The organism is Arthrobacter sp. Hor0625, assembly GCF_052567525.1.
The window spans coordinates 204,967-229,182 of record NZ_CP199586.1 but is presented as its reverse complement, the minus strand read 5'-3'; the positions used below and the strand labels follow the sequence as shown (position 1 = coordinate 229,182).

22 protein-coding genes and 2 riboswitches are annotated in these 24,216 nt (G+C 69.9%); of the genes, 17 read left to right on the top strand and 5 right to left on the bottom strand.

All coding sequences use genetic code 11. The annotated features are described in order from the left end of the window. The first annotated feature begins 16 nt into the window (after positions 1 to 16). Positions 17 to 520: a GNAT family N-acetyltransferase gene (locus tag ACTWLI_RS01110; RefSeq protein WP_445154894.1), complete on the top strand. Its 504-nt coding sequence runs from the start codon at positions 17 to 19 to the stop codon at positions 518 to 520. A 128-nt stretch (positions 521 to 648) separates the two neighbouring features. Then, the gene (locus ACTWLI_RS01105) at positions 649 to 1,170 is read left to right on the top strand and encodes a hypothetical protein (RefSeq protein WP_445154893.1); all 522 of its coding nucleotides are present in this window, start codon (positions 649 to 651) and stop codon (positions 1,168 to 1,170) included. 101 nt (positions 1,171 to 1,271) lie between these two features. Here ACTWLI_RS01105 and ACTWLI_RS01100 read toward each other — a convergent pair whose 3' ends face one another. Together ACTWLI_RS01100 and ACTWLI_RS01095 are read right to left on the bottom strand one after the other, a co-directional pair. After that, complete coding sequence (locus tag ACTWLI_RS01100) at positions 1,272 to 1,943, bottom strand: response regulator (protein ID WP_445154892.1); 672 nt, start codon at positions 1,941 to 1,943, stop codon at positions 1,272 to 1,274. Continuing rightward, entirely contained in the window at positions 1,936 to 3,651 is a 1,716-nt protein-coding gene (locus tag ACTWLI_RS01095) for an ATP-binding protein (RefSeq protein ID WP_445154891.1), read from the bottom strand. Before ACTWLI_RS01095 ends, ACTWLI_RS01100 begins: the two co-directional genes overlap by 8 nt. Positions 3,652 to 3,831: 180 nt before the next feature. Here ACTWLI_RS01095 and ACTWLI_RS01090 point away from each other — a divergent pair, with 180 nt between their 5' ends. From ACTWLI_RS01090 to gatB, 4 genes are all read left to right on the top strand, one after another. Continuing rightward, positions 3,832 to 5,289, top strand: coding sequence for a CitMHS family transporter (locus tag ACTWLI_RS01090; RefSeq protein WP_445154890.1), 1,458 nt, complete (start codon positions 3,832 to 3,834; stop codon positions 5,287 to 5,289). 151 nt (positions 5,290 to 5,440) lie between these two features. Next, complete coding sequence (gene gatC, locus ACTWLI_RS01085) at positions 5,441 to 5,737, top strand: Asp-tRNA(Asn)/Glu-tRNA(Gln) amidotransferase subunit GatC (RefSeq protein ID WP_011691167.1); 297 nt, start codon at positions 5,441 to 5,443, stop codon at positions 5,735 to 5,737. Positions 5,738 to 5,740: 3 nt separating this feature from the next. Continuing rightward, positions 5,741 to 7,324 (top strand): Asp-tRNA(Asn)/Glu-tRNA(Gln) amidotransferase subunit GatA, encoded by a 1,584-nt coding sequence (gene gatA, locus ACTWLI_RS01080; protein WP_445154889.1) that lies wholly within the window; start codon positions 5,741 to 5,743, stop codon positions 7,322 to 7,324. Further along, the gene (gatB, locus tag ACTWLI_RS01075; RefSeq protein ID WP_445154888.1) at positions 7,324 to 8,829 is read left to right on the top strand and encodes an Asp-tRNA(Asn)/Glu-tRNA(Gln) amidotransferase subunit GatB; all 1,506 of its coding nucleotides are present in this window, start codon (positions 7,324 to 7,326) and stop codon (positions 8,827 to 8,829) included. The genes gatA and gatB overlap by 1 nt, the downstream gene beginning before the upstream one ends. Positions 8,830 to 8,832: 3 nt before the next feature. Here the strand turns inward: gatB and ACTWLI_RS01070 are convergent, their stop codons facing one another. Beyond that, positions 8,833 to 9,741: a LysR family transcriptional regulator gene (locus ACTWLI_RS01070; protein WP_445154887.1), complete on the bottom strand. Its 909-nt coding sequence runs from the start codon at positions 9,739 to 9,741 to the stop codon at positions 8,833 to 8,835. A 144-nt stretch (positions 9,742 to 9,885) separates the two neighbouring features. Between ACTWLI_RS01070 and tdh the strand changes: the two genes are divergently transcribed. The 6 genes from tdh (at position 9,886) to ACTWLI_RS01040 (ending at position 16,032) form a co-directional block, all read left to right on the top strand. Then, positions 9,886 to 10,932 carry an L-threonine 3-dehydrogenase gene (gene tdh, locus ACTWLI_RS01065; protein WP_445154886.1) on the top strand — a complete coding sequence of 349 codons (1,047 nt, stop codon included), beginning with the start codon at positions 9,886 to 9,888 and terminating at the stop codon, positions 10,930 to 10,932. 56 nt (positions 10,933 to 10,988) lie between these two features. After that, positions 10,989 to 12,203, top strand: coding sequence for a glycine C-acetyltransferase (locus tag ACTWLI_RS01060; protein ID WP_445154885.1), 1,215 nt, complete (start codon positions 10,989 to 10,991; stop codon positions 12,201 to 12,203). 71 nt (positions 12,204 to 12,274) lie between these two features. After that, entirely contained in the window at positions 12,275 to 13,390 is a 1,116-nt protein-coding gene (locus ACTWLI_RS01055) for an NAD(P)/FAD-dependent oxidoreductase (RefSeq protein ID WP_445154884.1), read from the top strand. A gap of 11 nt (positions 13,391 to 13,401) precedes the next feature. Further along, positions 13,402 to 14,613: an amidohydrolase family protein gene (locus ACTWLI_RS01050; RefSeq protein ID WP_445154883.1), complete on the top strand. Its 1,212-nt coding sequence runs from the start codon at positions 13,402 to 13,404 to the stop codon at positions 14,611 to 14,613. A gap of 34 nt (positions 14,614 to 14,647) precedes the next feature. Next, a complete protein-coding gene (locus ACTWLI_RS01045) occupies positions 14,648 to 15,265 on the top strand; it encodes a hypothetical protein (protein WP_445154882.1) in 618 nt (205 codons plus the stop codon). After that, positions 15,229 to 16,032 (top strand): hypothetical protein, encoded by an 804-nt coding sequence (locus ACTWLI_RS01040; RefSeq protein WP_445154881.1) that lies wholly within the window; start codon positions 15,229 to 15,231, stop codon positions 16,030 to 16,032. The genes ACTWLI_RS01045 and ACTWLI_RS01040 overlap by 37 nt, the downstream gene beginning before the upstream one ends. A 3-nt stretch (positions 16,033 to 16,035) precedes the next feature. Here the strand turns inward: ACTWLI_RS01040 and ACTWLI_RS01035 are convergent, their stop codons facing one another. Continuing rightward, entirely contained in the window at positions 16,036 to 16,692 is a 657-nt protein-coding gene (locus ACTWLI_RS01035) for a histidine phosphatase family protein (protein WP_445156081.1), read from the bottom strand. An 81-nt stretch (positions 16,693 to 16,773) separates the two neighbouring features. Between ACTWLI_RS01035 and ACTWLI_RS01030 the strand changes: the two genes are divergently transcribed. Continuing rightward, positions 16,774 to 17,550: a CPBP family intramembrane glutamic endopeptidase gene (locus tag ACTWLI_RS01030; RefSeq protein WP_445154880.1), complete on the top strand. Its 777-nt coding sequence runs from the start codon at positions 16,774 to 16,776 to the stop codon at positions 17,548 to 17,550. Positions 17,551 to 17,696: 146 nt separating this feature from the next. Further along, positions 17,697 to 18,710 (top strand): isopenicillin N synthase family dioxygenase, encoded by a 1,014-nt coding sequence (locus ACTWLI_RS01025; RefSeq protein WP_445154879.1) that lies wholly within the window; start codon positions 17,697 to 17,699, stop codon positions 18,708 to 18,710. Between the two features lie 87 nt (positions 18,711 to 18,797). Here ACTWLI_RS01025 and ACTWLI_RS01020 read toward each other — a convergent pair whose 3' ends face one another. Next, the gene (locus tag ACTWLI_RS01020) at positions 18,798 to 19,436 is read right to left on the bottom strand and encodes a VOC family protein (protein ID WP_445154878.1); all 639 of its coding nucleotides are present in this window, start codon (positions 19,434 to 19,436) and stop codon (positions 18,798 to 18,800) included. 142 nt (positions 19,437 to 19,578) lie between these two features. Continuing rightward, positions 19,579 to 19,694, top strand: a riboswitch (SAM riboswitch). 60 nt (positions 19,695 to 19,754) lie between these two features. On the opposite strand from ACTWLI_RS01020, the gene ACTWLI_RS01015 reads away from it, so the two are divergent. From ACTWLI_RS01015 to ACTWLI_RS01005, 3 genes are all read left to right on the top strand, one after another. Further along, the gene (locus ACTWLI_RS01015; RefSeq protein WP_445154877.1) at positions 19,755 to 21,071 is read left to right on the top strand and encodes a bifunctional o-acetylhomoserine/o-acetylserine sulfhydrylase; all 1,317 of its coding nucleotides are present in this window, start codon (positions 19,755 to 19,757) and stop codon (positions 21,069 to 21,071) included. Positions 21,072 to 21,257: 186 nt separating this feature from the next. Continuing rightward, positions 21,258 to 21,373, top strand: a riboswitch (SAM riboswitch). A 10-nt stretch (positions 21,374 to 21,383) separates the two neighbouring features. Further along, the gene (metX, locus tag ACTWLI_RS01010; RefSeq protein ID WP_445154876.1) at positions 21,384 to 22,520 is read left to right on the top strand and encodes a homoserine O-acetyltransferase MetX; all 1,137 of its coding nucleotides are present in this window, start codon (positions 21,384 to 21,386) and stop codon (positions 22,518 to 22,520) included. Positions 22,521 to 22,688: 168 nt separating this feature from the next. After that, positions 22,689 to 24,071, top strand: a complete 1,383-nt coding sequence (locus tag ACTWLI_RS01005; protein WP_445154875.1) for an MFS transporter — start codon at positions 22,689 to 22,691, stop codon at positions 24,069 to 24,071. Positions 24,072 to 24,216 lie beyond the last annotated feature (145 nt).

Genomic DNA, 24,216 nt, shown 5'->3' with positions numbered 1-24,216 from the left:
CCCGTACCATGGACAGGTGAATCCGCAGATCCTGATCCGGCCCGCCGTCCCGGCCGACTACGACGCCGTCGCCCGCATCACCCGGGACGCCTACCTGGCCGCCGGCCACTTCGAGGACGCGGACCACCCCTACATGCAGCAGATCCAGCAGGTCGCCCGGCGCCATGAGGCCGCGACCATCTGGGTCGCCGAGCGCGCCGGCCAGGTGATCGGCTCGGTGACACTCGCCGTCGCGGGGGAGCCCTACGCGGACATCGCCCAGCCGGACGAGCTGGAATTCCGGATGCTGGTGGTGGACCCGGCCGTGCAGCGCAGCGGCGCCGGCAAGGCGCTGGTGGAAGCGATCGTCGAGCACGCCCGCACCCTGCCCGGCATCACCGGCGTCGCCCTGACCACCGGCGTGACCTGGGAGAGCGCCCACGGCCTGTACCGCAAGACCGGCTTCCGGCGGACACCCGAACGTGACTGGTTCGTGCCCGGCACCGACATCAAGCTGCTGGTCTACCGCCTCGACCTCTAGGCGCTGCGGACGATGACCGCTGCGTGTCGCGGGGCGCGTTCCGGGCCGGCGACGGTGCGGGTAGGGTTGCTGCCAGAGCACCATCCCTGACCCACGCTGGCAACAGCACGAGTACAGCCGGAGGACCCATGGCACCGCACATCCCAGAATCGATCGACGAGAAGCTGCTCGGGCTCTACCTCTCGGACCACCTGACCGGCTCCACGGCCGGCCTGGGCCGGATCGAACGGATGGCCAGGGACTTCACGGACACCCCCGTGCACGCCGACATCGCCTCCGTCGCGGACGAGATCCGCCGGGAGCGCGAACTGCTCCTGGGCCTGATCAAGGACCTGGGCATCCGCCAGCGCCCGCACCGGCAGGCCGCCGCCTGGCTGGCCGAACACGCCGGCCGCCTCAAGCTCAACGGCCGGCTGGTGAACCGGTCCCCGATGACCCTGGTCCTGGAAACAGAGCTGATGCGCGGCGCGATCCTGGCCAAGATTGGTGGCTGGCAGACTCTGGAGAAGCTCGCCCCCGAACTGGGGCTGGACGCAGCCACCTTCACCCGCCTCGCCGCCGACGGCCGGGCACAGATCGAAGCGCTGGACCGGGTCCACGAGCACGCCCGCAACAACGCCTTCCACAAGAACCGGGACATCGCCGGCTGACCACCGGCCCGCGTTCCCTCATGCCGCGAGATGACAGGTCGCGGCAGTGTTTCCGCACAACACTGCCGCGACCTGTCATCTCGGCGTCCGGCGGCGCGCCCCTAGCGACCCGCGCCCGGCGGCACGCCGTAGCGGTGCTCCGGCCGGCCCGTGGTGCCGTAGCGCAGCTGGATCTCGACGGCGCCGTCGTCCGCGAGGGCGGACAGGTAGCGCTGGGCGGTGGCCCGCGAAACGCCCACCCGGCCGGCGACCTCCGCGGCGGAATACTGTTCGCCCGGCTCCAGCGAGTCCAGCACCGCGGCCTCCGTGGCGGAGCGCGGCCGGGCCGACGGCGTGACGTCGCCGGGGATCAGGGCCCGCTTGGCCCGCTCCAGCGTCTCCTGCGTGAGGTTCCCCGGCTGGGCCAGGATCCGGCGGTAGCGGGCATAGGAACGCAGCTGCTGGGACAGCGACTCGGCCGTGAACGGTTTGAGCAGGTAGCCGAGCGCCCCGCGCCGGAACGCGACCCGGACCGAGGCCGCGTCGGAGGCGGCGCTGAGGATCACGGTGTCCACGTCCAGCTGGTGCAGCAGGTCCAGCCCGGACGCGTCCGGGAGGTACACGTCCAGCAGGACCAGGTCCGGCCGGAGGCTGTGGATCGCCTGCAGCGCCTGCGACGCCGAACCGGCCGGGGGCAGCGCCAGGAATCCGGCCACCGAATCGACATAGGTGGCATGCAGCTTGGCGACGTGGAAGTCGTCATCCACGATCAGCACCCGGAAATCGTCAGGCATCGTTGTCCCCTTCACTGTTGGCCGCCGGACCGTCCCCGCCGGAGCCGGCGATCGTGCCCGGCAGCACCGCCATGAACACCGCCCCCGGGCCGCCGGCCGTGCCCCGTTCGAGCACCGTTACGTCCCCGCCGCGGCGCCGGGCCAGTTGCCGCGCCAGCGCCAGGCCGAGCCCCTGCCCGGCGCCGGCCCGCGCCGGCCGGCCGGAGCTGGTGAACCCTTCAGCGAAGACATCGTCCGCGGGCAGCCCGTCGCCGGAGTCGGCCACGATGATGTGCAGGGTGCCGGCACCGCCGTCGTCCCCGGGGCCGTCGAGCACCTCGACCTCCACCCACCGGTCGCCCGCGCTTCCCGCGACGGCGGCGTTCACGGCGTTGTCGATCAGGTTGCCCAGCACCGTCGTCACGTCCTGCGGCTCGACGACGCTGCCCCGGACCAGGGTTTCGGGCCCCAGCCGCAGGGCGACGCCGCGCTCGTCCGCCTCCACGCCCTTGGCGCCGAGGAACGCCTGCAGGTAGGGGTCCTGCAGCAGCTGGGCCTGGTCCACCGGAAACTTCAACGGCCCGGTGGCCGCCAGCCGGGCCAGATACTCGCGGGCCTGCCCGTGCTGCCCGAGGCTCATGAACCCGGCGAGCGTATGCAGCTGGTTGGCGAACTCGTGGCGCTGGGCGCGCAGGGCGGTGGACATGGTGCCCACGGCGTCCAGCTGGCGGGTCAGCTGCTGCAGCTCCGTGCGGTCACGGAGCATCAGCACCCAGCCCAGGTCCTCCCGGCCGTGCAGGGCCTTGCGGGCGCTGGCCACCAGGGCGCGGCCGCCGGCCAGGAACTCGACCGCATCGCCCTCGGCGGCATCGGGCAGCGTCAGTGCCTTGAGCGGGGCCGGCACCGGCGCCGCCGCCCAGGGCGTTCCGGCGAGGTCGGGCTGGTCCAGCATCCGGCGGGCGGCGGCGTTGAAGACGCTGATCCGGCCGTCCGCGGCCACGCCGACCACACCGTCGTCCACGCCCTGCAGCACCGCCACCTGGTCGTGGACCAGGGTGCTGATTTCCTCCGGTTCCAGGCCCAGAGTGAGCCGCCGGAGCCGGTGCCGCAGCAGGAACGAGACGAGCGTGCCGGCGAGCAGGGCGCCGGCCGCGGTGAGGGCGATCGGCACAATGTCCCGGCCGAGGCTCTGGCCGATGGTCTCGGTGGAATACCCCACACTGACCTCACCGACCACGCTGGCGGAGCCGGGCGCGAAGACGGGCACCTTGGCGCCGGCCGAGGGGCCCAGGGTCCCGGTGTTCCGGGTGGTCACCTCCCGGCCGGAGAGCGCCTCGGACGGATCGGTGCTGACCCGCTCGCCCAGCCGGTCGGCGTCGGGATGCGCCAGCCGCAGGCCGGTCTCATCGGTGATGACGACGAACAGCGCGCCGGTGCGGGTGCGGGCCCCCTCCGCGGCGGCCATCAGCGGCCCGGCCAGCAGCTGCGCGGGCGGGGGAGTGCCGGTGCCGGCACTGATCCGCTGGACCCCGGCACGGACCTCCGGATCCGAGGCCACGGTGCGGGCCAGGGTCAGGGCCTGGTTCTCCGCTTCCCGTCCCAGCCGCTCGTACGTCAGCCAGGCGTGGACGGCGCTGCTGAGCAGCACCACGAGGGCCACCACGGCCAGCTGCAGGAGCAGGGTCTGGGTTGAGAACCGTAGCGGTGTGCGCCGCGGGAGGGCTGGCATGGCGGCCCTCCTTCGGGTGGTGATCGGCCCGGACGGCGCGTGAGCAAAATGCGCAGAATGCGTCCAACAAGCAGTATGCCAATCAATTGAGCCAAAGGCACTCCCGTGACGCGCGCCACCCTAACGTCTGTAGTGCGCATCACAGCGGAGTGGTGCGGACCACAGAAGAAGGAGCCGGCCGTGCTGGTATTACTCGGATTCGCCATGATTGCGGTGTTCATGGTGCTGATCATGACGAAGAAGCTGACGCCGGTGCTGGCGCTCATCATCGTCCCCACCGTTTTCGGGCTGTTCGCGGGGGCGGGCCTCGGCATTGGCCCCATGGTCATGGATTCGATGAAGTCCATGACGTCCACGGCCGCGCTGCTGATGTTCGCCATCATCTACTTCGGGCTGATGATCGACGTCGGCCTCTTCGACCCGCTGGTGCGCTTCATCCTGCGCAAGCTCGGCAACGACCCCGCCAAGGTAGTCCTGGGCACCGCGATCCTGGCCGCCGCGGTCTCGCTCGACGGCGACGGTTCCACCACCTTCATCCTCACCACCGCCGCGATGCTGCCGGTCTACCTGCGGCTGAAGATGAGCCCGGTGGTCCTGACCTGCGTTGCGGGCCTGGCCAACGGCACCATGAACATCCTGCCCTGGGGCGGCCCCACGGCCCGCGCCGCCACCGCGCTGAAGCTCGACGTCAACGACGTCTTCGTCCCGATGATCCCCTCCCTGGTCGCCGGCCTCGTCGTCGTGTTCGTGTTCGCCTGGCTGCTCGGCCTGCAGGAACGCAACCGGCTGCGCACCGTTGCCCCGGAGATCTGGGGCGTCCCGGACTCGGCCGGGTCGCTGGCGGACGACGGCGGCTCCACCGCCGGCGGTTCCGGCACCGGCGGCCCGGGCTCGGGTCGCACCGCGGGCACGCCCAGCGGCGGGGCCGGCGTCGCGGTCCTGGAACGCACCGAGGTCCTCGTCGATGACCGCGACACCGCCATGGCCGACACCGCCCTGGACCCCAACCGCGCCACCCTGCGGCCGAAGCTGTTCTGGTTCAACCTGGCCCTGACCGTCGCCGTCATGGTCACGCTCGTGGCCAACATCATCCCGCTGCCGTTCGTGTTCATGGTCGGTTCCGCGGTCGCCCTGCTGGTGAACTTCCCCAAGCTCAAGGACCAGGGTGCCCAGCTGGTCGCGCACGCCCCCTCGATCGTCGCCGTCGTCAGCATGGTGATGGCCGCCGCGGTCCTGACCGGCGTCCTGAACGGCACCGGCATGGTCAAGGCCATGTCCGAATGGCTCGTGGCGATCATCCCGGCCGACCTGGGACCGTTCATGGCCGTCATCACCGGCATCCTGAGCATCCCGATGACCTTCTTCATGAGCAACGACGCGTTCTACTTCGGCGTCCTGCCGGTCCTCAGCGAGACCGCGGCGCACTACGGCGTCGGCGCCGCGGACATGGCCCGCGCCTCGATCACCGGCCAGCCCTTCCACCTGCAGAGCCCGCTGGTCCCGGCCATCCTGCTCCTGGTCTCCCTGGCGAAGGTGGACCTGGGCGACCACCACAAGAAGGTCCTGTGGCGCACCGCCGTGATCTCCCTCGTCATGCTGGCCGCAGGCGTCGCCACGGGAGCCATCGGCATCGGCTGACCGCGCCCGTCCCCTCCGCGCGAGATGACAGTTCGCGGCAGTGTTTTCGCTGAACACTGCCGCGAACTGTCATCTCGGCGTCCGGCGGTAAGCGCAGTTCAACCCACGTAGACTGGGACGGAAAATAATCCGAACCTTGCAGGGGAGATCCATGGCTGCGATCAACCGCGACGACGTCGCGCATCTCGCGCGTCTTGCGCACATCGAGATGAGTGCTGAAGAGCTGGACAGGATGGCCGGCGAGCTCGCCGTCATCGTCGAATCGGTCAAGTCCGTCAGTGAAGCCGCCGGCGACGACGTCCCGGCCACGTCCCACCCGATTCCGCTGACCAACGTCTTCCGCGAAGACGTTGTGGGCCACACGTTCACGGCCGAGCAGTCCCTCTCCGGCGCCCCCGACGCGTACGAGGGCCGCTTCAAGGTCCCGGCAATCCTGGATGAGGACTAAGACATGACTGAAACCAACTCCGAGCTGGTCCGCCTCTCCGCCGCCGCGCTCGCCGCCAAGCTCGCCGCCCGCGAAGTCACCGCCGTCGACGTCGTCCAGGCCCACCTGGACCGGATCGCCGCCGTCGACGGGAAGGTCAACGCCTTCCTGCACGTCAACGCCGAGGAAGCCCTCGCCGTCGCCGCCGAGGTGGACGCCATCCGCGCCGCCGGCGGTGCCGAGGCCGAAGCGCTGCACGAACTCGCCGGCGTCCCGGTCGCCGTCAAGGACCTGATCGTCACGATCGGCCAGCCCACCACGGCCGGCTCGAAGATCCTCGAAGGCTGGCACAGCCCCTACGACGCCACCGTCGTCGAGCGCCTGCGCGCGGCCAAGATGCCGATCCTGGGTAAGACCAACCTGGACGAGTTCGCCATGGGCTCCTCCACCGAGCACTCCGCCTACGGCCCCACCCGCAACCCCTGGGACCTCGACCGGATCCCCGGCGGTTCCGGCGGCGGCTCGGCCGCCGCGGTCGCCGCGTTCGAGGCGCCGCTGGCCCTCGGCACGGACACCGGCGGCTCCATCCGGCAGCCCGGCGCCGTCACCGGCACCGTCGGGGTCAAGCCCACCTACGGCGGCGTCTCCCGCTACGGCGCGATCGCCATGGCCTCCTCGCTGGACCAGATCGGCCCGGTCACCCGTACCGTGCTCGACTCGGCCCTGCTGCACCAGGTGATCGGCGGCCACGACCCGCGCGACTCCACCTCGCTGCCGGACCCGCTGGAGGACTTGGTCGCCGCGGCCCGCACCGGCAACGTCGAGGGCATGAAGATCGGCATCATCAAGGAACTCCACGGCGAGGGCTACCAGGCCGGCGTCGAGAACCGCTTCAACGAGGCGCTCGAGCTGCTCAAGGGCGCCGGCGCCGAGATCGTCGAGGTCTCCTGCCCCAACTTCAAGTACGCCCTGGGCGCCTACTACCTGATCATGCCCTCCGAGGCATCCTCCAACCTGGCCAAGTTCGACGGCGTCCGGTTCGGCCTGCGGGTGCTGCCCGAAGAGGGCCCGATGACGATTGAACGCGTCATGGGCGCCACCCGGGCCGCCGGCTTCGGCGACGAGGTCAAGCGCCGCATCATCCTGGGCACCTACGCCCTGAGCGCCGGCTACTACGACGCCTACTACGGCTCGGCCCAGAAGGTGCGCACGCTGATCCAGCGCGACTTCGACGCCGCGTTCGAGCAGGCCGACGTGCTGATCTCCCCGACGGCGCCGACGACGGCGTTCAAGCTCGGCGAGAAGCTCGATGACCCGCTGGCGATGTACCTCAACGACGTCGCCACCATCCCGGCGAACATGGCCGGCGTCCCCGGCCTGTCCCTGCCCGGCGGCCTCGCCGACGAGGACGGCCTGCCGGTGGGTGTCCAGCTGCTGGCCCCGGCCCGGCAGGACGCCCGGCTCTACCGCGTCGGCGCCGTGCTCGAGTCGCTGCTCGAGGAACAGTGGGGCGGACCCCTGCTGGCGAAGGCCCCTTCCCTGACCGACGCTTCTGCTGCTGATTCTTCTACGGCTGATGCCGCACTGAGCCACGGAGGTTCACACTAATGACTGACGCAACCCTCAGCTTCGAAGAGGCGATGGAGAAGTACGACCCCGTCCTCGGCTTCGAGGTCCACGTGGAGCTCAACACCAAGACCAAGATGTTCTCCTCCGCGCCCAACGTCTTCGGCGACGCGCCGAACACCAACGTCAACGAGGTGGACCTCGGCCTGCCGGGCGTGCTGCCGGTGGTGAACAAGACCGCGATCGAGTCCTCGATCAAGATCGGCCTGGCGCTGAACTGCAAGATTGCCGAGACCTGCCGCTTCGCCCGGAAGAACTACTTCTACCCGGACACCCCGAAGAACTTCCAGACGTCCCAGTACGACGAGCCGATCGCCTACGACGGCTACCTGGACATCGAGCTCTCCGACGGCACCGTGTTCCGGGTCGAGATCGAACGCGCCCACATGGAGGAGGACGCCGGCAAGCTCACCCACATGGGCGGCGCCGCCGGCCGCATCCAGGGTGCGGACTACTCGCTGGTGGACTACAACCGCTCCGGCGTGCCGCTGGTCGAGATCGTCACCAAGCCGATCGAGGGTGCCGGCAGCCGCGCGCCCGAGCTGGCCAAGGCCTACGTCGCCGCGGTCCGCGAGATCGTCAAGAACCTCGGTGTCTCGGACGCGAAGATGGAACGCGGCAACGTCCGCTGCGACGCCAACGTCTCCCTCCGCCCGCACGGCCGCGAACGCTTCGGCATCCGCTCGGAGACCAAGAACGTGAACTCCCTGCGCGCCGTCGAACACGCCGTCCGCTACGAGATCCAGCGGCACGCCGCCGTCCTGGAATCCGGCCAGCCGGTCATCCAGGAAACCCGGCACTGGCACGAGGACACCCGCTCCACCACCTCGGGCCGGCCCAAGTCCGACGCCGACGACTACCGCTACTTCCCGGAACCGGACCTGGTCCCTGTGGTCGCCTCGCGCGAGTGGGTCGAGGAGCTGCGGGCCACCCTGCCCGAGCCGCCGGCTGCCCGCCGCAAGCGCCTGCAGGCGGACTGGGGTTACTCGGACCTGGAGTTCCGCGACGTCGTCAACGCCGGCGTCCTGGACGAGATCGAGGAGACCATCGCCGCCGGCGCGTCCGCCACGGTGGCGCGCAAGTGGTGGATGGGCGAGATCGTCGGCCGGGCCAAGAACGCCGACGTCGACCCCGGCCAGCTCGGCGTCAACCCGGCCACCATCGTGGAACTGAACCAGATGGTCGAAGCGGGCAAGATCAACAACAAGATGGCCTCCGAGGTCCTGGACGGCGTCCTCGCCGGCGAGGGCACCCCGGCGGAGATCGTCGAGGCGCGCGGCCTGGCCGTGGTCTCCGACGACGGCCCGCTGCTCGAAGCCATCGACGCGGCCCTTGCCGCCCAGCCCGACGTCGCGGACAAGATCCGCGGCGGCAAGATCCAGGCGATCGGCGCGATTGTCGGCGGCGTCATGAAGGCCACCCGCGGCCAGGCCGACGCCGGCCGTGTCCGTGAGCTGATCCTGGAACGCCTCGGCGTCGAAGGCTAGGCCCTAGCCACCCACCAGATCGGTCATGATGGTCTGCAGCGCTTCGCAGACCATCATGACCGATCGGCGTTTAAGGTTCTCCGGCCGGGCCAGGATGTCGATCCTGCGCCGGGTGCTGATGCCCTCAAGCGGCTTCAGCACGATCCCCGGGTTCAGTACCGGCCGCGCGGTGTGCCGCGGCAGCAGTCCGATCACGCTCCCGGTCTCCACCAGCGCCGCCACCGTGGAGTAGTCATTGATCCGGTGCACGATGTTCAGCTCGCGGCTGGAGACCGCGGCGACGGCGGAGAGCACGTCCGCGGGGGAGTAGCCGGCGTGGCTGGTCACCCAGGGTTCGCCGACGACGTCGTCCGCCGTCACCGCGCGCTGCCCGGCGAGCCGGTGCCCGGCCGGCAGCGCCACGTCCAGCGGCTCGTGCGCGAGCGGGATCACCGCCACGCGTTCTTCCGGCCAGCGCGGGCTGTGGTCCATCCGGTGCGCCAGGACCAGGTCGTACCGCGCGGTCAGGGCCGGGAAATCCTGCTGGGCGACGTCCTCGTCGGAGAGCCGGACTTCCGGCTGGCCCGGCCCGGCCAGCAGCCGGGCGAGCGGGGCGAACAACGCCTGTCCGGCGCTGTGGAAGCCGCTGAGCGTCACGGGCGCCATCGGGGAGCCGTGGTATGCGCCGAGCGCCGTCCGTGCGTCCGCCATCGCGCTGACGACGGCGGCCCCGGCGTCGGCGAGCACCTGCCCGGCCTCGGTGAGGACCAGGTTGCGGCCCTCCTTCCGGGTCAGCGGCACCTCGACCGACCGCTGCAGCGCGGCCAGCTGCTGGGACACCGCCGAGGGAGTGACCCGCAGCGTATCGGCGACCGCCTTGACGCTGCCCAGGGCGCCGAGTTCGCGGAGCATTTCGAGCTGGTGGATCTCCATGACTCCCATCCTATTGCTTAGAAAATGCTAAATCGTTGATTGAGAAAAATGCGGTTGTGCTTATGCTTCCTAGCCGGTCTAATGAGGTGAGTTGTCCCACACCCCGCTCCCGTCCAGGGACCGGGCCCACAGATAGGCAGGCCCATGAAGGCTCTCTACAAGTCCGGCGCCCACGCGGGATTCGAACTGGTCGACCGTCCCGAACCGGCGACCGGCAGCGGGGATGTGAAGATCCGCGTGATGACCACCGGCATCTGCGGCACCGACCTGCACATCCAGTCGTGGGACGCCTGGGCCCAGGGCATCATCAACGCGCCGCTGATCGCCGGGCACGAGTTCTACGGTGAAGTCGTGGAAACCGGCGAGGACGTCCTGGACGTCAAGGTCGGCGACCGGGTCTCCGGCGAGGGCCACATCGTCTGCGGGATCTGCCGCAACTGCCGCGCCGGCCGCAAGCAGATGTGCATCAACACGGTCAGCGTCGGCGTCCAGCGCGACGGCGCGTTCGCCGAGTACGTCGTCATCCCGGAAACCAACGTCTGGGTCCACCACGATCCGTCCGTGACCCCGGAACTCGGCGCCATTTTCGACCCGTTCGGCAACGCCGTCCACACCGCCCTGAGCTTCCCGCTGGTCGGCGAGGACGTCCTGATCACCGGCGCCGGGCCCATCGGGCTGATGGCGATCGCCGTCGCCCGCCACGCCGGGGCCCGCAAGATTGCCATCACCGACGTCTCCGCCCCGCGCCTGGAGCTGGCACGGAAGCTCGGCGTCGACCTCGCGATCGACGTTTCCAAGATGCGCGTCAAGGACGCCCAGCGCGAACTGGGCATGCGCGAGGGCTTTGATATCGGCATGGAAATGTCCGGCCATCCCACGGCGCTGCCGGAAATGATCGAGAACATGAACCACGGCGGCCGGATCGCGATGCTGGGCCTGCCCAGCCAGTCCATCGACATCGACTGGGGCAAGGTGGTCACCCACATGCTCACCATGAAGGGCATCTACGGCCGGGAGATGTTCGAGACCTGGTACGCCATGAGCGCCATGCTGTCCTCCAACCCGGTCCTGCACGCCAACATCTCCGCCGTCGTCACCGACACCCTGCCCGCCGCGGACTGGGAAAAGGGCTTCGAGATCGCCCGCGCCGGTACCGGCGGCAAGGTCGTGCTCGACTGGACCGGCTTCTAGGCCGCGGCCCTTTCCGGTACCGTACAAAAATTCCCACCTGCACAGGAGCGCACCCCATGTATTCAGCCATCAAGGACCAGCTGCGGCACGAACTGGATGAGATCCGCGGCGCCGGCCTGTTCAAGACCGAGCGGCACATCGATTCCCCGCAGGCCAGCCACATCAAGGCCGGCCCGATCGGCCAGGGCAGCGCGGACGTGCTGAACTTCTGCGCCAACAACTACCTCGGTCTCGCCGACCACCCGGAGATCATCGCCGCCGCCAAGGCCGCCATGGACGAGCGCGGCTTCGGCATGGCCAGCGTGCGCTTCATCTGCGGCACCCAGGACCTGCACCTGGCCCTCGAGGAACGGGTCTCGAAGTTCCTCGGCACCGAGGACACCATCCTGTTCTCCAGCTGCTTCGACGCCAACGGCGGCGTCTTCGAATCCCTCTTCGGCCCCGAAGACGCCGTCATCTCCGACGCGCTGAACCACGCCTCGATCATCGACGGGATCCGGCTCTGCAAGGCCCGGCGCTTCCGCTACGCCAACCGGGACATGGCCGATCTTGAGGCCCGGCTGATCGAGGCGGACAGTGCGGAGAACCCGGCCCGCCGCAAGATCATCGTCACCGACGGGGTCTTCTCGATGGACGGCTACCTCGCCCCGCTCGAGGCGATTTGCGACCTCGCCGACAAGTACGACGCCTTGGTCATGGTCGACGACTCGCACGCCGTCGGCTTCATGGGCGCCACCGGCGCCGGCACGCCGGAACACGCCGGCGTCTCGGACCGGGTGGACATCTACACCGGCACGTTCGGCAAGGCCCTCGGCGGCGCCTCCGGCGGCTACGTCTCCGGCCGGGCCGAAATTGTCGCGATGCTCCGGCAGAAGGCCCGCCCCTACCTGTTCTCCAACTCGCTCGCCCCCGCCATCGTCGCCGCCACGCTCAAGGCCCTGGACCTGGTGGAGAATTCCGCCGAGCTGCGCGGCAAGCTCTTCGCCAATGCCGAACTTTTCCGCCGCCGGATGGGCGAGGAGGGCTTCGAGCTGCTCGAGGGCGAGCACGCGATCGTGCCGGTGATGTTCGGCGACGCGGTGATGGCGGCGAAGGTGGCCGACGCCATGCTGGCCCACGGCGTCTACGTCACCGCTTTCAGCTACCCCGTGGTGCCGAAGGGGGCGGCCCGCATCCGGGTCCAGCTCTCCGCCGCGCACAGCACGGACGACGTCGAGAGCTGCGTCCGGGCGTTCGTGGCCAGCCGCGCGGAGGTCGCCGCCGGCTCGTAACGGCGGATCTGCCGTCGTCCGCCTTGTTGAAAGTACTGACGTGACCTCCCGCCGGGTGTAAGGATGGAGGCATGTCAGCTACATACGACGTCGTTATCGTGGGCGGCGGCATCGCCGGCCTGTCCCTTGCCTCCGCCCTCGCCGGCCGCTGCCGGGTGGCGCTGGTCGAGGCCGAGCAGTCGCTGGGGTACCACACCTCGTCGCGCTCGGCCCGGCAGCTGATCCCCAGCTACGGCCCGCCCGTGGTCCAGGAACTGACCATGCGCACCCTGGAGCTGATCGGCACGCACGAGGGCACCCGGCCCGAACCCGTGCTCTCGCCGCGCCGCTTCATGCTGATCGGCGACGAGGACGCGGTCCGGGAGCAGGCCAGCGGCTTCATGCACCGGATCAGCCATGCCGAAGCGCTGGAGATCTGCCCCGCGCTCAAGCCGGACTCCTTCGAGGCGGCCGGCCTGGACTCGGGCTCCTTCGCCTGCAACGCCTCCCTGCTCCTGGAGGACCACCGCGAACGCGCCCTCGAGGGCGGCGTGGACATCATCACCGGCGCGAGGGTCCACTCGGCGCAGCGGCTGGGCACCGGCTGGGAGCTCGGCGCCGGGCAGGAGGGGCTGGAAGCCGGCGTCGTCGTCAACGCCGCCGGCGCCTGGGCGGACGAGCTCGCGGTCCTCAGCGGCGTGGAAAAACTCGGCCTGCAGCCCTACCGCCGCACCGCCGCGATCGTCGACGTCGAACACCCCCTGCCGCCCGGCTGTCCCATGGTGGCCTCGACCGGCAGCTTCTACTTCCGGCCGGACGGGCGCCGGCAGGTGCTCATTTCCCCGTCGGAAACCGTTCCCAGCGGCCCCGAGGACGCCCGGCCGTACCCGGGTGACGTGGAGGCGCTGATCACCCGGCTGAACGCCGTCACCACGATGGGGATCGGCAACATCAGCCGGGCCTGGACCGGGCTGCGGACCGAGGCCTCCGACGGCATCCCCGTCGTGGGGTTCGACGCCGAGGCGCCCGGCTTCTTCTGGCTCGCCGGCCAGGGCGGCTACGGCTTCCAGACCTCCTCCGCCATCGCCGAACTCGCCGCCGGCCTGATCCTCGCCGGGCAGGCGGCCGGGGAGCCGTTCCCGGCGGACAGTCCGGCATCCCGGACAGCCGCGGCGCTGGCGGCAACCCGGATGTCGATCCGGGCCTGAAGAATGGACCCATGAGCACCCTCATCACCAACATCGCTGAACTGATGACCCAGGACACGGAGCACCGGGTCCTCAGGGACGCGGCCGTCGTGATCGAGGGCGAAAGGATCGCCTGGCTCGGCGCCGCCGCCGACGCGCCCGCGGCCGATGACGCCGTCGACGCCGGCCAGCGCGCCCTGCTGCCCGGCTGGGTCGATTCGCACACCCACCTGGTCTTCGCCGGGGACCGGACCGCGGAGTTCGAAGCGCGGATGGCGGGGGAGGAGTACAGTGCCGGCGGCATCGCCGTGACCATGGGCGCCACGCGGGCCACCGGCGATTTCGACCTCACCCGCCTCGCGCTGGGCCGGGTGGCCGAGGCGGTCGCCCAGGGCACCACCTACCTGGAGACCAAGACCGGCTACGGCCTCGACGTCGACAACGAGGCGCGCAGCGCCCGGATCGCCTCGACCGCCGCGGACGAGGTTACCTACCTCGGCGCGCACCTGGTGCCCGCGGGGATGGACGCCGAGGAGTACACCGACCTGGTCTGCGGGCCGATGCTCGCCGCGGTCCGGCCCTACGTGCGCTGGGCCGACGTCTTCTGCGAACGCGGCGCCTTCAACGAGGACCAGTCCCGCCGCGTGCTGACGGCCTGCCGGGACGCCGGGCTGGGCCTGCGCGTGCACGGCAACCAGCTCGGCGAAGGCCCCGGCGTGCGCCTGGCCGTCGAGTTCGGTGCCGCCAGCGTCGACCACGTCAACTACCTGTCCCGGGAGGACATCCGGGACCTGGCGGACAGCTGGTCCGGCTGGGAGGCCGCCGCCGGCGCGGGGGAGCGCGGCACGGTGGCCACCTGCCTCCCGGCCTGCGACCTCTCCACCCGGCAGCCGCTGGCGCCCGGCCGGGAACTGCTGGACGCCGGCGTCCAGCTGGCGCTCGCCTCCAACTGCAACCCCGGCACCTCCTACACCAGCTCGATGGCCTACTGCGTCACCACCGCCGTGCTGCAGATGCGGCTCAGCGTGCACGAGGCGGTCCGTGCCGCGACGTACGGCGGGGCGCTGGCGCTGGGCCGGGAGTCCGGCAACGACGCCGACGGCGAACGCGCGGTGGGGTCGATCGCCGTCGGCCACCGGGCCGACCTGCACCTGCTCAACGCGCCCTCGGCCACGCACCTGGCCTACCGCCCGGGCATGCCGCTGACCCACGCCGTCTGGCGCGCCGGGGTCCGCGCCCGCTGAGGAAAACCGGCCGCCGAAGGCAAGGGAGGGCAGCATGACCGGATTTGCCAGGGAACTGGGCTTCCTGATCGACCTGCACCGGGCGCGCCGGGGCGGTCCGGCCGCGCTCGCCCGGCGCCGCGACGCCCGGCTCGCCGCGCTCGTGCGCCACGCCCGGACCGCCTCCCCGTTCTACCGGGCGCTGTACCGCGGGTTGCCCGCCGGGGACCTGCCGCTGGCGGACCTCCCGCCGGTGGACAAGCCGCAGCTGATGGCGCACTTCGACGACTGGGTCACCGATCCGGGCGTCACCCGCGCGGACCTGGAGGCCTTCGTCGCCGACCCGGCCCTGATCGGTGTCCGCTACCGCGGCCGGTACCTGGCCTTCACCAGTTCCGGTACCACCGGGCATCCCGGCCTGTTCCTCCACGACCCCGACGCCGTCGCCTGCTACCGCGCGCTGGCCGGGCGCATCGCCGGGGACGCGATGGACGCCCGCCGGCTGCTGGCCCTGCTGCAGCGGGGGTCCGGACCGCCGTCGTGGTGGGCAGCGGAAGCCATTTCGCCGGGGCCGTGTGGCTGGAATCCGAACGCCGCCGCAACCGGCTCCGGCGACGCGCCCTGCGCCTGTTCCCCGTGCAGCAGCCCCTGGCCGAGCTGGTGGAGGCCCTGAACGGCTTCGACCCGGCCCTGGTCGTGAGCTACCCGAGCGCGCTGGAACTCCTGGCCCGTGAGCAGGACGCGGGCCGGCTGCACATCCGCCCGCTGGTGGTCGAGACCAGCGGCGAGACCGAGAGCGACCGGGCCCACCTGGCCGCGTCCCTGGGCGCGGAGATTCACAACGTCTACGCCGCCTCCGAATTCAGCCCGATCGCCGCGGACTGCCCTCACGGGTGGCTCCACGTCAACAGCGACTGGGCCATCCTGGAACCGGTCGAGGAGGACTACCGGCCCACCCCGCCGGGCCGGCCGTCCCACACCGTGCTGCTGACCAACCTCGCCAACCGGGTCCAGCCGCTGATCCGCTACGACCTCGGCGACTCCGTTGTCGCCCGGCCCGGACCCTGCGACTGCGGGAACCCCCTGCCCGCTGTCCGGGTGGCCGGCCGGCACGACGATGTCCTCTACCTCGACGACGCCGGCGGCCGCGCGGTGGCCGTCCTGCCGCTGGCCATCACCGCGCCCGTCGACGACGCCCCGGGCGTGGCCCGCTGCCAGCTGGTCCAGACCGGCCCTTCCGTCCTGCGGGTGCGGCTGCAGACCGGGCCCGGCGCCGCGGCAGACGCGGTCTGGCAGGACGTCCAGGCCAAACTCGCCGGCTTCCTGGCCGGCCAGGGCCTGGCCAACGTCGAGCTGGTCCGCGCCGCCGAAGCGCCCGAGCAGCGCGGCCGCAGCGGCAAGTTCCACCAGGTTCTCGCACTGAAGCGGCCGGCGGGGTAGGCGCTAGAAGATCATCGGCGGGGCATCCAGCACTGTCTCGTCCACCCGCCGGTGCTCCCACTGGGTAAACGGCTTATCCAGTTCGTATTTGCCCTCCCGGGTGCGGTGCAGGGTGCGCAGCTCGGCGTTGTCCGGGTTGTTCAGGGACTCGAAGTACTCCACGGACCAGTGGAACCAGCGCATGCAGAACAACCGCATGGTCAGCCCGTGCGTGACCAGCAGGGCGTTCGGGGCGTAGTCGGGCTTGGACCAGTGCCGGTACAGGGTCTCCATGAACGAGGAGATCCGGTCGTAGACGTCGGAGCCGGATTCGCCCTCGCGGAACCGGTAGAAGAAGTGCCCGTAGGCGTTGCGGAGTTCCTTTTGGTCCTCGATGTCGCCGGCGATCTGAAAGTTGGCCCAGTCCTGCTCGCGCAGCCTCGGCTCCTCGATCACGCGCTCGGTCAGCGGACCTAGGCGCAGCGCCTCGAGGGTCTGGTAGGCCCGCAGATACGGGGAGACGTACACGCACACCTGCTGCCCGTCGAGCTCCCGCCGCAACCGCTCACCGGCGGCCGCCGCCTGTTCCACCCCGAGGGCGGTCAGCGGGATCCGGTAATCGGGCACCCGGTTATAGATCGAGGTATCGGCGTTGGCGGCGGACTGGCCGTGCCGGATCATGATGATTCTCCCGGGCGCACTCACACCCCACAGCATAGGCGCGTGCAGCCAACTCCCGGCAAGGGCAGGCAAGATAGAGGCATGCTGGTTCCCTCCCGCCGTCGGCTGCGGCTCGAAGTCTGGATCGTCCTGGGGCTCTCCCTCGGCCAATCGGCCGTCTACTCGGTGGTGCAGCTGCTGGACAAGCTGACCCGGGCGCCGCTGGCCCAGGGCACCTCCACGCTCAACCGGTCGCAGAGCAGCCGGGAGTACTTCGACCTCACCTACCAGCTGCTGGACATCATCTTCGCGCTGGTCCCGGTGCTCCTGGTGCTGTACTTCCTCACCGAACACCGCCCGGCCGGGCTCGCCGGCGGCACCGGCAGTTCGGCGTTCCGGAAGCTCGGCTTCAACTTCGCCCGCCCCGGAAAGGACCTGCTCCAGGGCCTCGGCCTCTTCGCGCTGATCGGCGTTCCCTCCCTGGGCCTCTACGCGGCCGGCCGGGCGCTGGGCATCACGACGGCGATCATCCCCAGCGCGCTGGACTCCTACTGGTGGACGGTCCCGGTGCTCATCCTCTCCGCCATCCGGCACGGGATCGTGGAGGAAGTGATCGTCGTCGGCTACCTGCTGGACCGGCTCGGGAAATTCGGCTGGGGCATGCCGCTGGCGATCTTCGCCAGCTCCATGCTGCGCGGCAGCTATCACCTCTACCAGGGCTTCGGGCCGTTCATCGGCAACGCCGTCATGGGCGTGGTCTTTGCCCTGATCTACACCAGGACGCGCCGGGTGATGCCGCTCGTTATCGCGCACGCGCTGCTGGACATCGTCGCGTTCGTCGGTTTCAGCCTCTTCGGCAAGGCCATCGGCCTGGGCTGAGGCCTGCCCAGCCGTGGCGGGCAGGGCCGGCGCACGGCGGATGTCTTATTTCGACATGAGACTCTCCAGGGAGCGGGGCGGGTCCGTAACATTGGAGCTATTCCAGGCATCGACTTGCCAAACCCGCTGCAAAAGGACTATGCGAAATGCCGCTTGAATCGCTGCCCGTACTGGACATCTCCCGCTTGAACGCCGGCCCGGAAGAGGCCGCCCGGTTCCGGGAGGAACTGCGCGACGCCATGCACGACGTCGGCTTCATCTACCTGGCCGGCCACGGCATCCCGCAGGAGCTCACCGACGCCATGCTGGATGTCTCCCGCCGGTTCTTCGACCTGCCCGAGGAACAGAAGCTCGCGATCGAGAACATCCACAGCCCGCAGTTCCGCGGCTACACCCGCGTCGGCGGCGAAATCACCGACGGCGGAGTCGACTGGCGCGAGCAGATCGACATCGGCGTCGAGCGCGACACCGTGCAGCCAGGCCCCGGGGTTCCCGACTATTGGCGGCTCGAGGGTCCGAACCTGTGGCCCGAAGGCCTGCCCGGGATGCGGGAGACCGTGACTGAATGGACCGAACGGCTCAGCGCCGTGTCCCTGGACCTCCTGCGGGCGCTCGCCGTGTCCCTCGGCGCACCCGAGGACACCTTCGACGCGGCCTTTGCCGCCCAGGCGTTCCCCATGCTGAAGATTGTGCGCTACCCGGGGGAGTCCGACCCGGAACCCAAGCAGGGCGTCGGTTCCCACCGCGACGGCGGGGTGCTGACCCTGCTGCTCGTCGAGCCCGGCAAGGGCGGCCTGCAGGTCGAGCACCAGGGCGAGTGGATCGACGCGCCGCAGGTGCCCGGAACCTTTGTGGTCAACATCGGCGAGATGCTGGAACTGGCCACCAACGGCTACCTCAAGGCCACGCTGCACCGGGTGATCTCACCGCTGCGCGGGACGGACCGGATCTCGCTGCCGTTCTTCTTCAATCCGGCGCTGGATGCCACCATGCCCCGGCTCGCGGTCAGCCCGGAGTTCCAGGCCCGGGCCCGCGGCCTGTCGGTCGATCCTTCGAACAGCCCGATCCTCCAGACCTACGGGGACAACGCCCTGCGGTACCGGGTGCGGGCCCACCCCAACGTCGTTGCCGTCCACCACCCGGACCTGGCGGCAGGCTAGGCCGGGTTAAAGAAATCCGGCCGCCAGCGGTGGGTGGCGTCGTTGACACCCGCTGCTGGCGGCCGAAGCCTTTTATCCTGGGCCCGGCTAGATGGTGACGGCCCCGGATGCGGTCTCGAAGGTGACGGACAGGATGCCCGGGGTGCCGTGCGGCGCCAGCCAGTTGACGTCCACATCCTCCAGCGGTTTCTCCACCGGTTCGCCCAGCCACTCGGTAACGCGCTCGGCGGAGCCGGCGATCGTCAGGGCGGACATCTTGACCGTGCCCTCGTAGGCATTGGACGGGTGCAGCGTCGGGTCGCCTTCCCACTTGAGCATGTAGGGCACCTGCGGATCCGCGATCAGGCCCAGGATGCCAATCTGCTTCCAGACCAGTTCGCGGCCGTCGGGGAACTTACGGTTGCCGTTGACCGCGGCGCGGCCCAGGCGTTCTTCAAACGGGGCCAGGTCGTCGACCTCGACGCACCAGCCCATCCAGCCGCCACCGGCAGCCGACCGGGCGCGGACCGCCTGGCCGAACGGGGCCTTGTCGGAGGCAGGGTGGTCCAGGACCTCCACCACCTCAAGGTATTTGTGCCCCGCGAGCGGGATAATCATGTTCCGGGTACCGAAGCGGGGGTGGACTCCGCCCTTCACGGCTTCGACGCCGAGGGCGGTGGCAATACGTTCAGTGGTGGCCGCCAGGCCATCCTTTTCACAGGCGTAAGAGACGTGATCCATGCGCATGCCCTCATCTTGGCACTTTGTGATGAAGCTCTCAGCTTAGGGTGTCCTAACCTCGCGGAATGGTGATACGGAGCCCCGGGCGGCCCTTCATCTTTGTCACAATCCTGTTCAGCCGCCCGCCGGTCTTCCTAGACTGGTGCCAGGTCATGAGTGCCAGCGCCAAGCCCCGGCTCGCTGGCCGGCAACCCTCCTTACGCGGTGGGGTGCCCCGGGTGAAGACCTGGCTGCCCGGCGCCCGCCGGGCGGCAAGCGCGGCGCCAGTGCCGTTCCGGCCCCCGGTCCGGGGCGGGCTGTGCCCAATGAGAGGGAGCCCCTTCGATGTCCAACGCCTGGTCCTTTGAAACCCGCCAGATCCACGCCGGCCAGGAGCCCGACGCCGCCACCGGCGCCCGATCCCTGCCGATCTACCAGACGACGTCGTTCGTCTTCCCCAGCGCCGAGAGTGCCGCCAACCGCTTCGCGCTCGCCGAACTCGCCCCCATCTACACCCGGATCGGCAACCCCACCCAGGACGCCGTGGAACAGCGGCTGGCCAGCCTGGAGGGCGGCCTCGGCGCGCTCCTGCTCAGCTCCGGCCAGGCCGCGGAAACCTTCGCCATCCTCAACATCGCCGAGGCGGGGGACCACGTCGTGGCCAGCCCGAGCCTCTACGGCGGCACCTACAACCTGCTCGCCCACACGCTGAAGAAGTTCGGCATCTCCGTGACCTTCGTGGCGGACCCGGACAACCTGGAACAGTGGCGCGACGCGGTGCGGCCCAACACCAAGCTGTTCTTCGGCGAGGTGGTGTCCAACCCCTGCCAGGACGTGCTGGACATCGAGGGCATCGCGGACGTCGCGCACCGGGCCGGGGTGCCGCTGATCGTGGACAACACCCTCTCCACCCCCTACCTGATCCGGCCGCTCGAGTGGGGCGCCGACATCGTGGTCCACTCGGCCACCAAGTACCTCGGCGGCCACGGCGCCGCGATCGCCGGCGTGATCGTGGACTCCGGGAACTTCGACTTCGGCGCCAACCCGGAGCGTTTCCCCGGCTTCAACACCCCGGACCCCACCTACAACGGTCTGGTCTACGCCCGCGACCTCGGCGCGGACGGTGCCCTCGGCGCCAACCTGTCCTTCATCCTCAAGGCCCGGGTCCAGCTGCTGCGGGACCTCGGCTCCGCCGTGGCGCCTTTCAATGCCTTCCTCATCGCCCAGGGCATCGAGACGCTCAGCCTGCGGATGGAGCGGCACGTGGCCAACGCCGTCCGGGTCGCGGAGTGGCTGGAGGCCAGGGACGACGTCGAATCGGTCGCCTACGCCGGGCTGCCGTCCAGCCCCTGGTACGAGCGCGGCCGCAAGTACGGGCCCAAGGGGACCGGCGCCGTCGTCTCCTTCAACCTCGCCGGGGGAGCGGAGGCGGGCAAACGGTTCGTCGACGCCCTCGAACTGCACTCGCACGTGGCGAACATCGGCGACGTCCGCTCCCTCGTGATCCACCCGGCGTCGACCACGCACAGCCAGCTCTCGCCGGAGCAGCAGGCCGTGGCCGGAGTCCACCCCGGACTGGTCAGGCTTTCGGTCGGGATCGAGCACATCGATGACATCCTCGCGGACCTCGACGCCGGCTTCCGGGCAGCCAAGGCCGGCTGAGGTCATACAGCCGTCACGGAATTTCCCCACCTTTGCGGGTACGACGGCGGGGCGCGCCGACTTTTTTGGGCGACCCGCCGGACGCGGCGTTCAAAGGTGGGGAAACTGCGGTGCCGAAGAATTCGGCTGTCACACGGCCGTCACAATCTTCGCGCTTGCGCCGCCGCGTTTCGTAGAATCGACCCAGGTCATGAGTGCCAGCGACAGCCCCGGCTTGCTGGCCGGCAACCCTCCTTCTGCGGCGGGGTGCCCCGGGTGAAGACCTGGCCTGCCGGTCAGCTGACGGCGGGCAAGCGCGAAGTGAGGTCCCACATGACGATTGCCGCCACCCGCTCGGGTGCACCCAAAAACACCGCCCCCGCAGGCGACGGAACCGTGCAGTACCTGCCGGTCGGTCCGCTGGAGCTCGAATCCGGTGCCGTCCTGCCGGAGGTGGTCCTGGCCTACGAGACGTGGGGGACCCTCAACGCGGACGGCTCCAACGCCGTCCTGATCGAACATGCCCTGACCGGCGACACCCACGTCACCCGCGGCGACGCCGGCGGGGAACCGGGCTGGTGGGAGGAACTGGCCGGCCCCGGCTCGCCGGTGGACACCGGGAAATACTTCGTGGTCTCCATCAACATCCTCGGCGGCTGTTACGGCTCCACCGGGCCCTCGACCCCGGCCCCGGACGGGCGGCCCTGGGGTTCGCGGTTCCCGCTGGTGACGCTCCGGGACAGCACCGCCGCGGAGGCCCGGCTCGCCGACGCCCTCGGCATCGGCAGTTGGCACGCCGTGCTCGGCGGATCCCTCGGCGGCGCCCGCGCCCTGGAGTGGGCCGTCAGCTACCCGGACCGGGTCCGCCGGTGCGCCGTGATCTCGGTGGGCGCCCGCAGCACAGCCGAACAGATCGCCTTTGCCCAGGCCCAGACGCTGGCCATCCGCCAGGACCCCGATTTCCGCGGCGGCGACTACTACGGCGGCCCCCGGCCGGACGCAGGTCTTGCCCTGGCCCGCCGGATCGCCCACATCACCTACCGCTCCGCCGCCGAACTGGACGGGCGCTTCGGACGCACCGCCCAGGAGGCGGAGGCCCCGCTGACGCCCGGGCCGCTGGCGGGCCGGGGCCGCTACCAGGTGGAAAGCTACCTCGACCACCAGGGCAACAAGCTGGTCAGCCGCTTCGACGCCAACAGCTACATTGCCATCACCGAGGCGTTGATGAGCCACGACGTCAGCCGAGGCCGCGGCAGCCTGGGGGAGGCCCTGGCACGGGCCACCGCCGACTTCTTCGTCGCCGCCGTCGACTCCGACCGGCTCTACTTCCCGGAGCAGTCCCGCGAGCTGGCTGCCGCACTGCCCGGCGACGTCCCGGTCCACGTGATCGAGGCGCCGATCGGCCACGACGGGTTCCTGACCGAAATCGGCCAGCTCGGCGATCGGCTCCGGGGTGCCTTCTTCGCCTGAGCAGGCGGGGCTGCTGTGCATTTTTGCAGATGCACTCTGCGTGAATAGTGGTTGAGCCTCCCGCGCTCGGCGACCATACTCGTGGAGAATGACGCCGTGTGTTCCAACTCACACAAGCGTCTACCCACAGGTCCACAGGGTGTCGACGGAGACACCGAAGGAGTTCGCATGAGCACGGAAAACGCCGCCTCACGGCGCGCAGAGGAACCGGACGTCAAGTCGTCCGGGCTTAAGAAGGTAGTCACGGCCTCCATGGCCGGCACGGTGGTCGAATGGTACGAGTTCTTCCTCTACGCCTCCGCCGCCACCCTGGTCTTCGGCAAGATGTTCTTCCCCAACTCCGGCACGGAGCTGGACGGCATCATCGCCGCATTCTTGACCTACGCCGTCGGTTTCGTCGCCCGCCCCATCGGCGGCATCGTCTTCGGCCACTTCGGCGACAAGTTCGGCCGCAAGCAGCTGCTGCAGCTCAGCATCATCCTGGTCGGCGTGTCCACCTTCCTGATGGGCTGCCTGCCAAGCTTCCAGCAGATCGGCTACTGGGCTCCGGCCCTGCTGGTCTTCCTGCGCTTCGCGCAGGGCTTCGCCGTCGGCGGTGAATGGGGCGGCGCCGTCCTGCTCGTTGCCGAGCACAGCCCCAGCAAGTCCCGCGGCTTCTGGGCCAGCTGGCCGCAGTCCGCCGTTCCGCTGGGCAACCTGCTGGCCACCGGCGTGCTGTTCCTGCTCTCCTCCATCCTCTCCAGCGCTGACTTCCTCGGCTGGGGCTGGCGGGTCGCCTTCTGGCTCTCCGCCGTGATCGTGGTGATCGGCTACTACATCCGCACCAAGGTCCAGGACGCCCCGATCTTCCTCGAGGCACAGAAAGAAGTTGTCACGGAGAACAAGGGCTATGGCGTCGCCGAGGTCTTCCGCCGCTACCCGCGCGGCGTCTTCACCGCCATGGGCCTGCGCTTCGCAGAGAACATCCTTTACTACCTCGTGGTCACCTTCTCCATCACCTACCTGAAGGTGATCGTCCAGGCCGACACCTCGCGCATCCTCCTGCTGCTGCTCGTGGCGCACGCCATCCACTTCGCCGTCGTGCCGATGGTCGGCAGGCTCTCCGACAACTTCGGCCGCAAGCCGATCTACATGGCCGGTGCCGTGCTCGGCGCCACCTGGGGCTTCTTCGCCTTCCCGATGATGGATTCGAAGAACGACATGGTCATCCTCGCGGCCATCACCATCGGCCTGCTCTTCCACGCTCTGATGTACGCCGGCCAGCCGGCCATCATGGCCGAGATGTTCCCGACCCGGATGCGCTACTCGGGCGTCTCGCTCGGCTACCAGGTGACCTCGATCGTGGCCGGTTCGCTCGCCCCGATCATCGCCACGGCGCTGCTGAGCCAGTACAAGTCCTCCGTGCCGGTAGCCATCTACCTGCTGATCGCCTGCGCGGTCACCGCCGTCGCGGTCTTCTTCCTGAAGGAGACCCGCGGTATCTCGCTCCACGACGTCGATGCCGCCGACGCGCAGGGCACCGCAGACCTGATCGCAGCCGGCAAGAAGTAACTGGAGGCAGCTGCACGAGTCACACAACAGCAGCCCCCGTCCCCGCACTGCGGGGACGGGGGCTGCTGTTTTAGGGGCCGGGGAAACCGGCGGGCCGTCGTGGGACTAGCCGGCAAGCAAGTCCCACGCGCAACCAATCGGGATT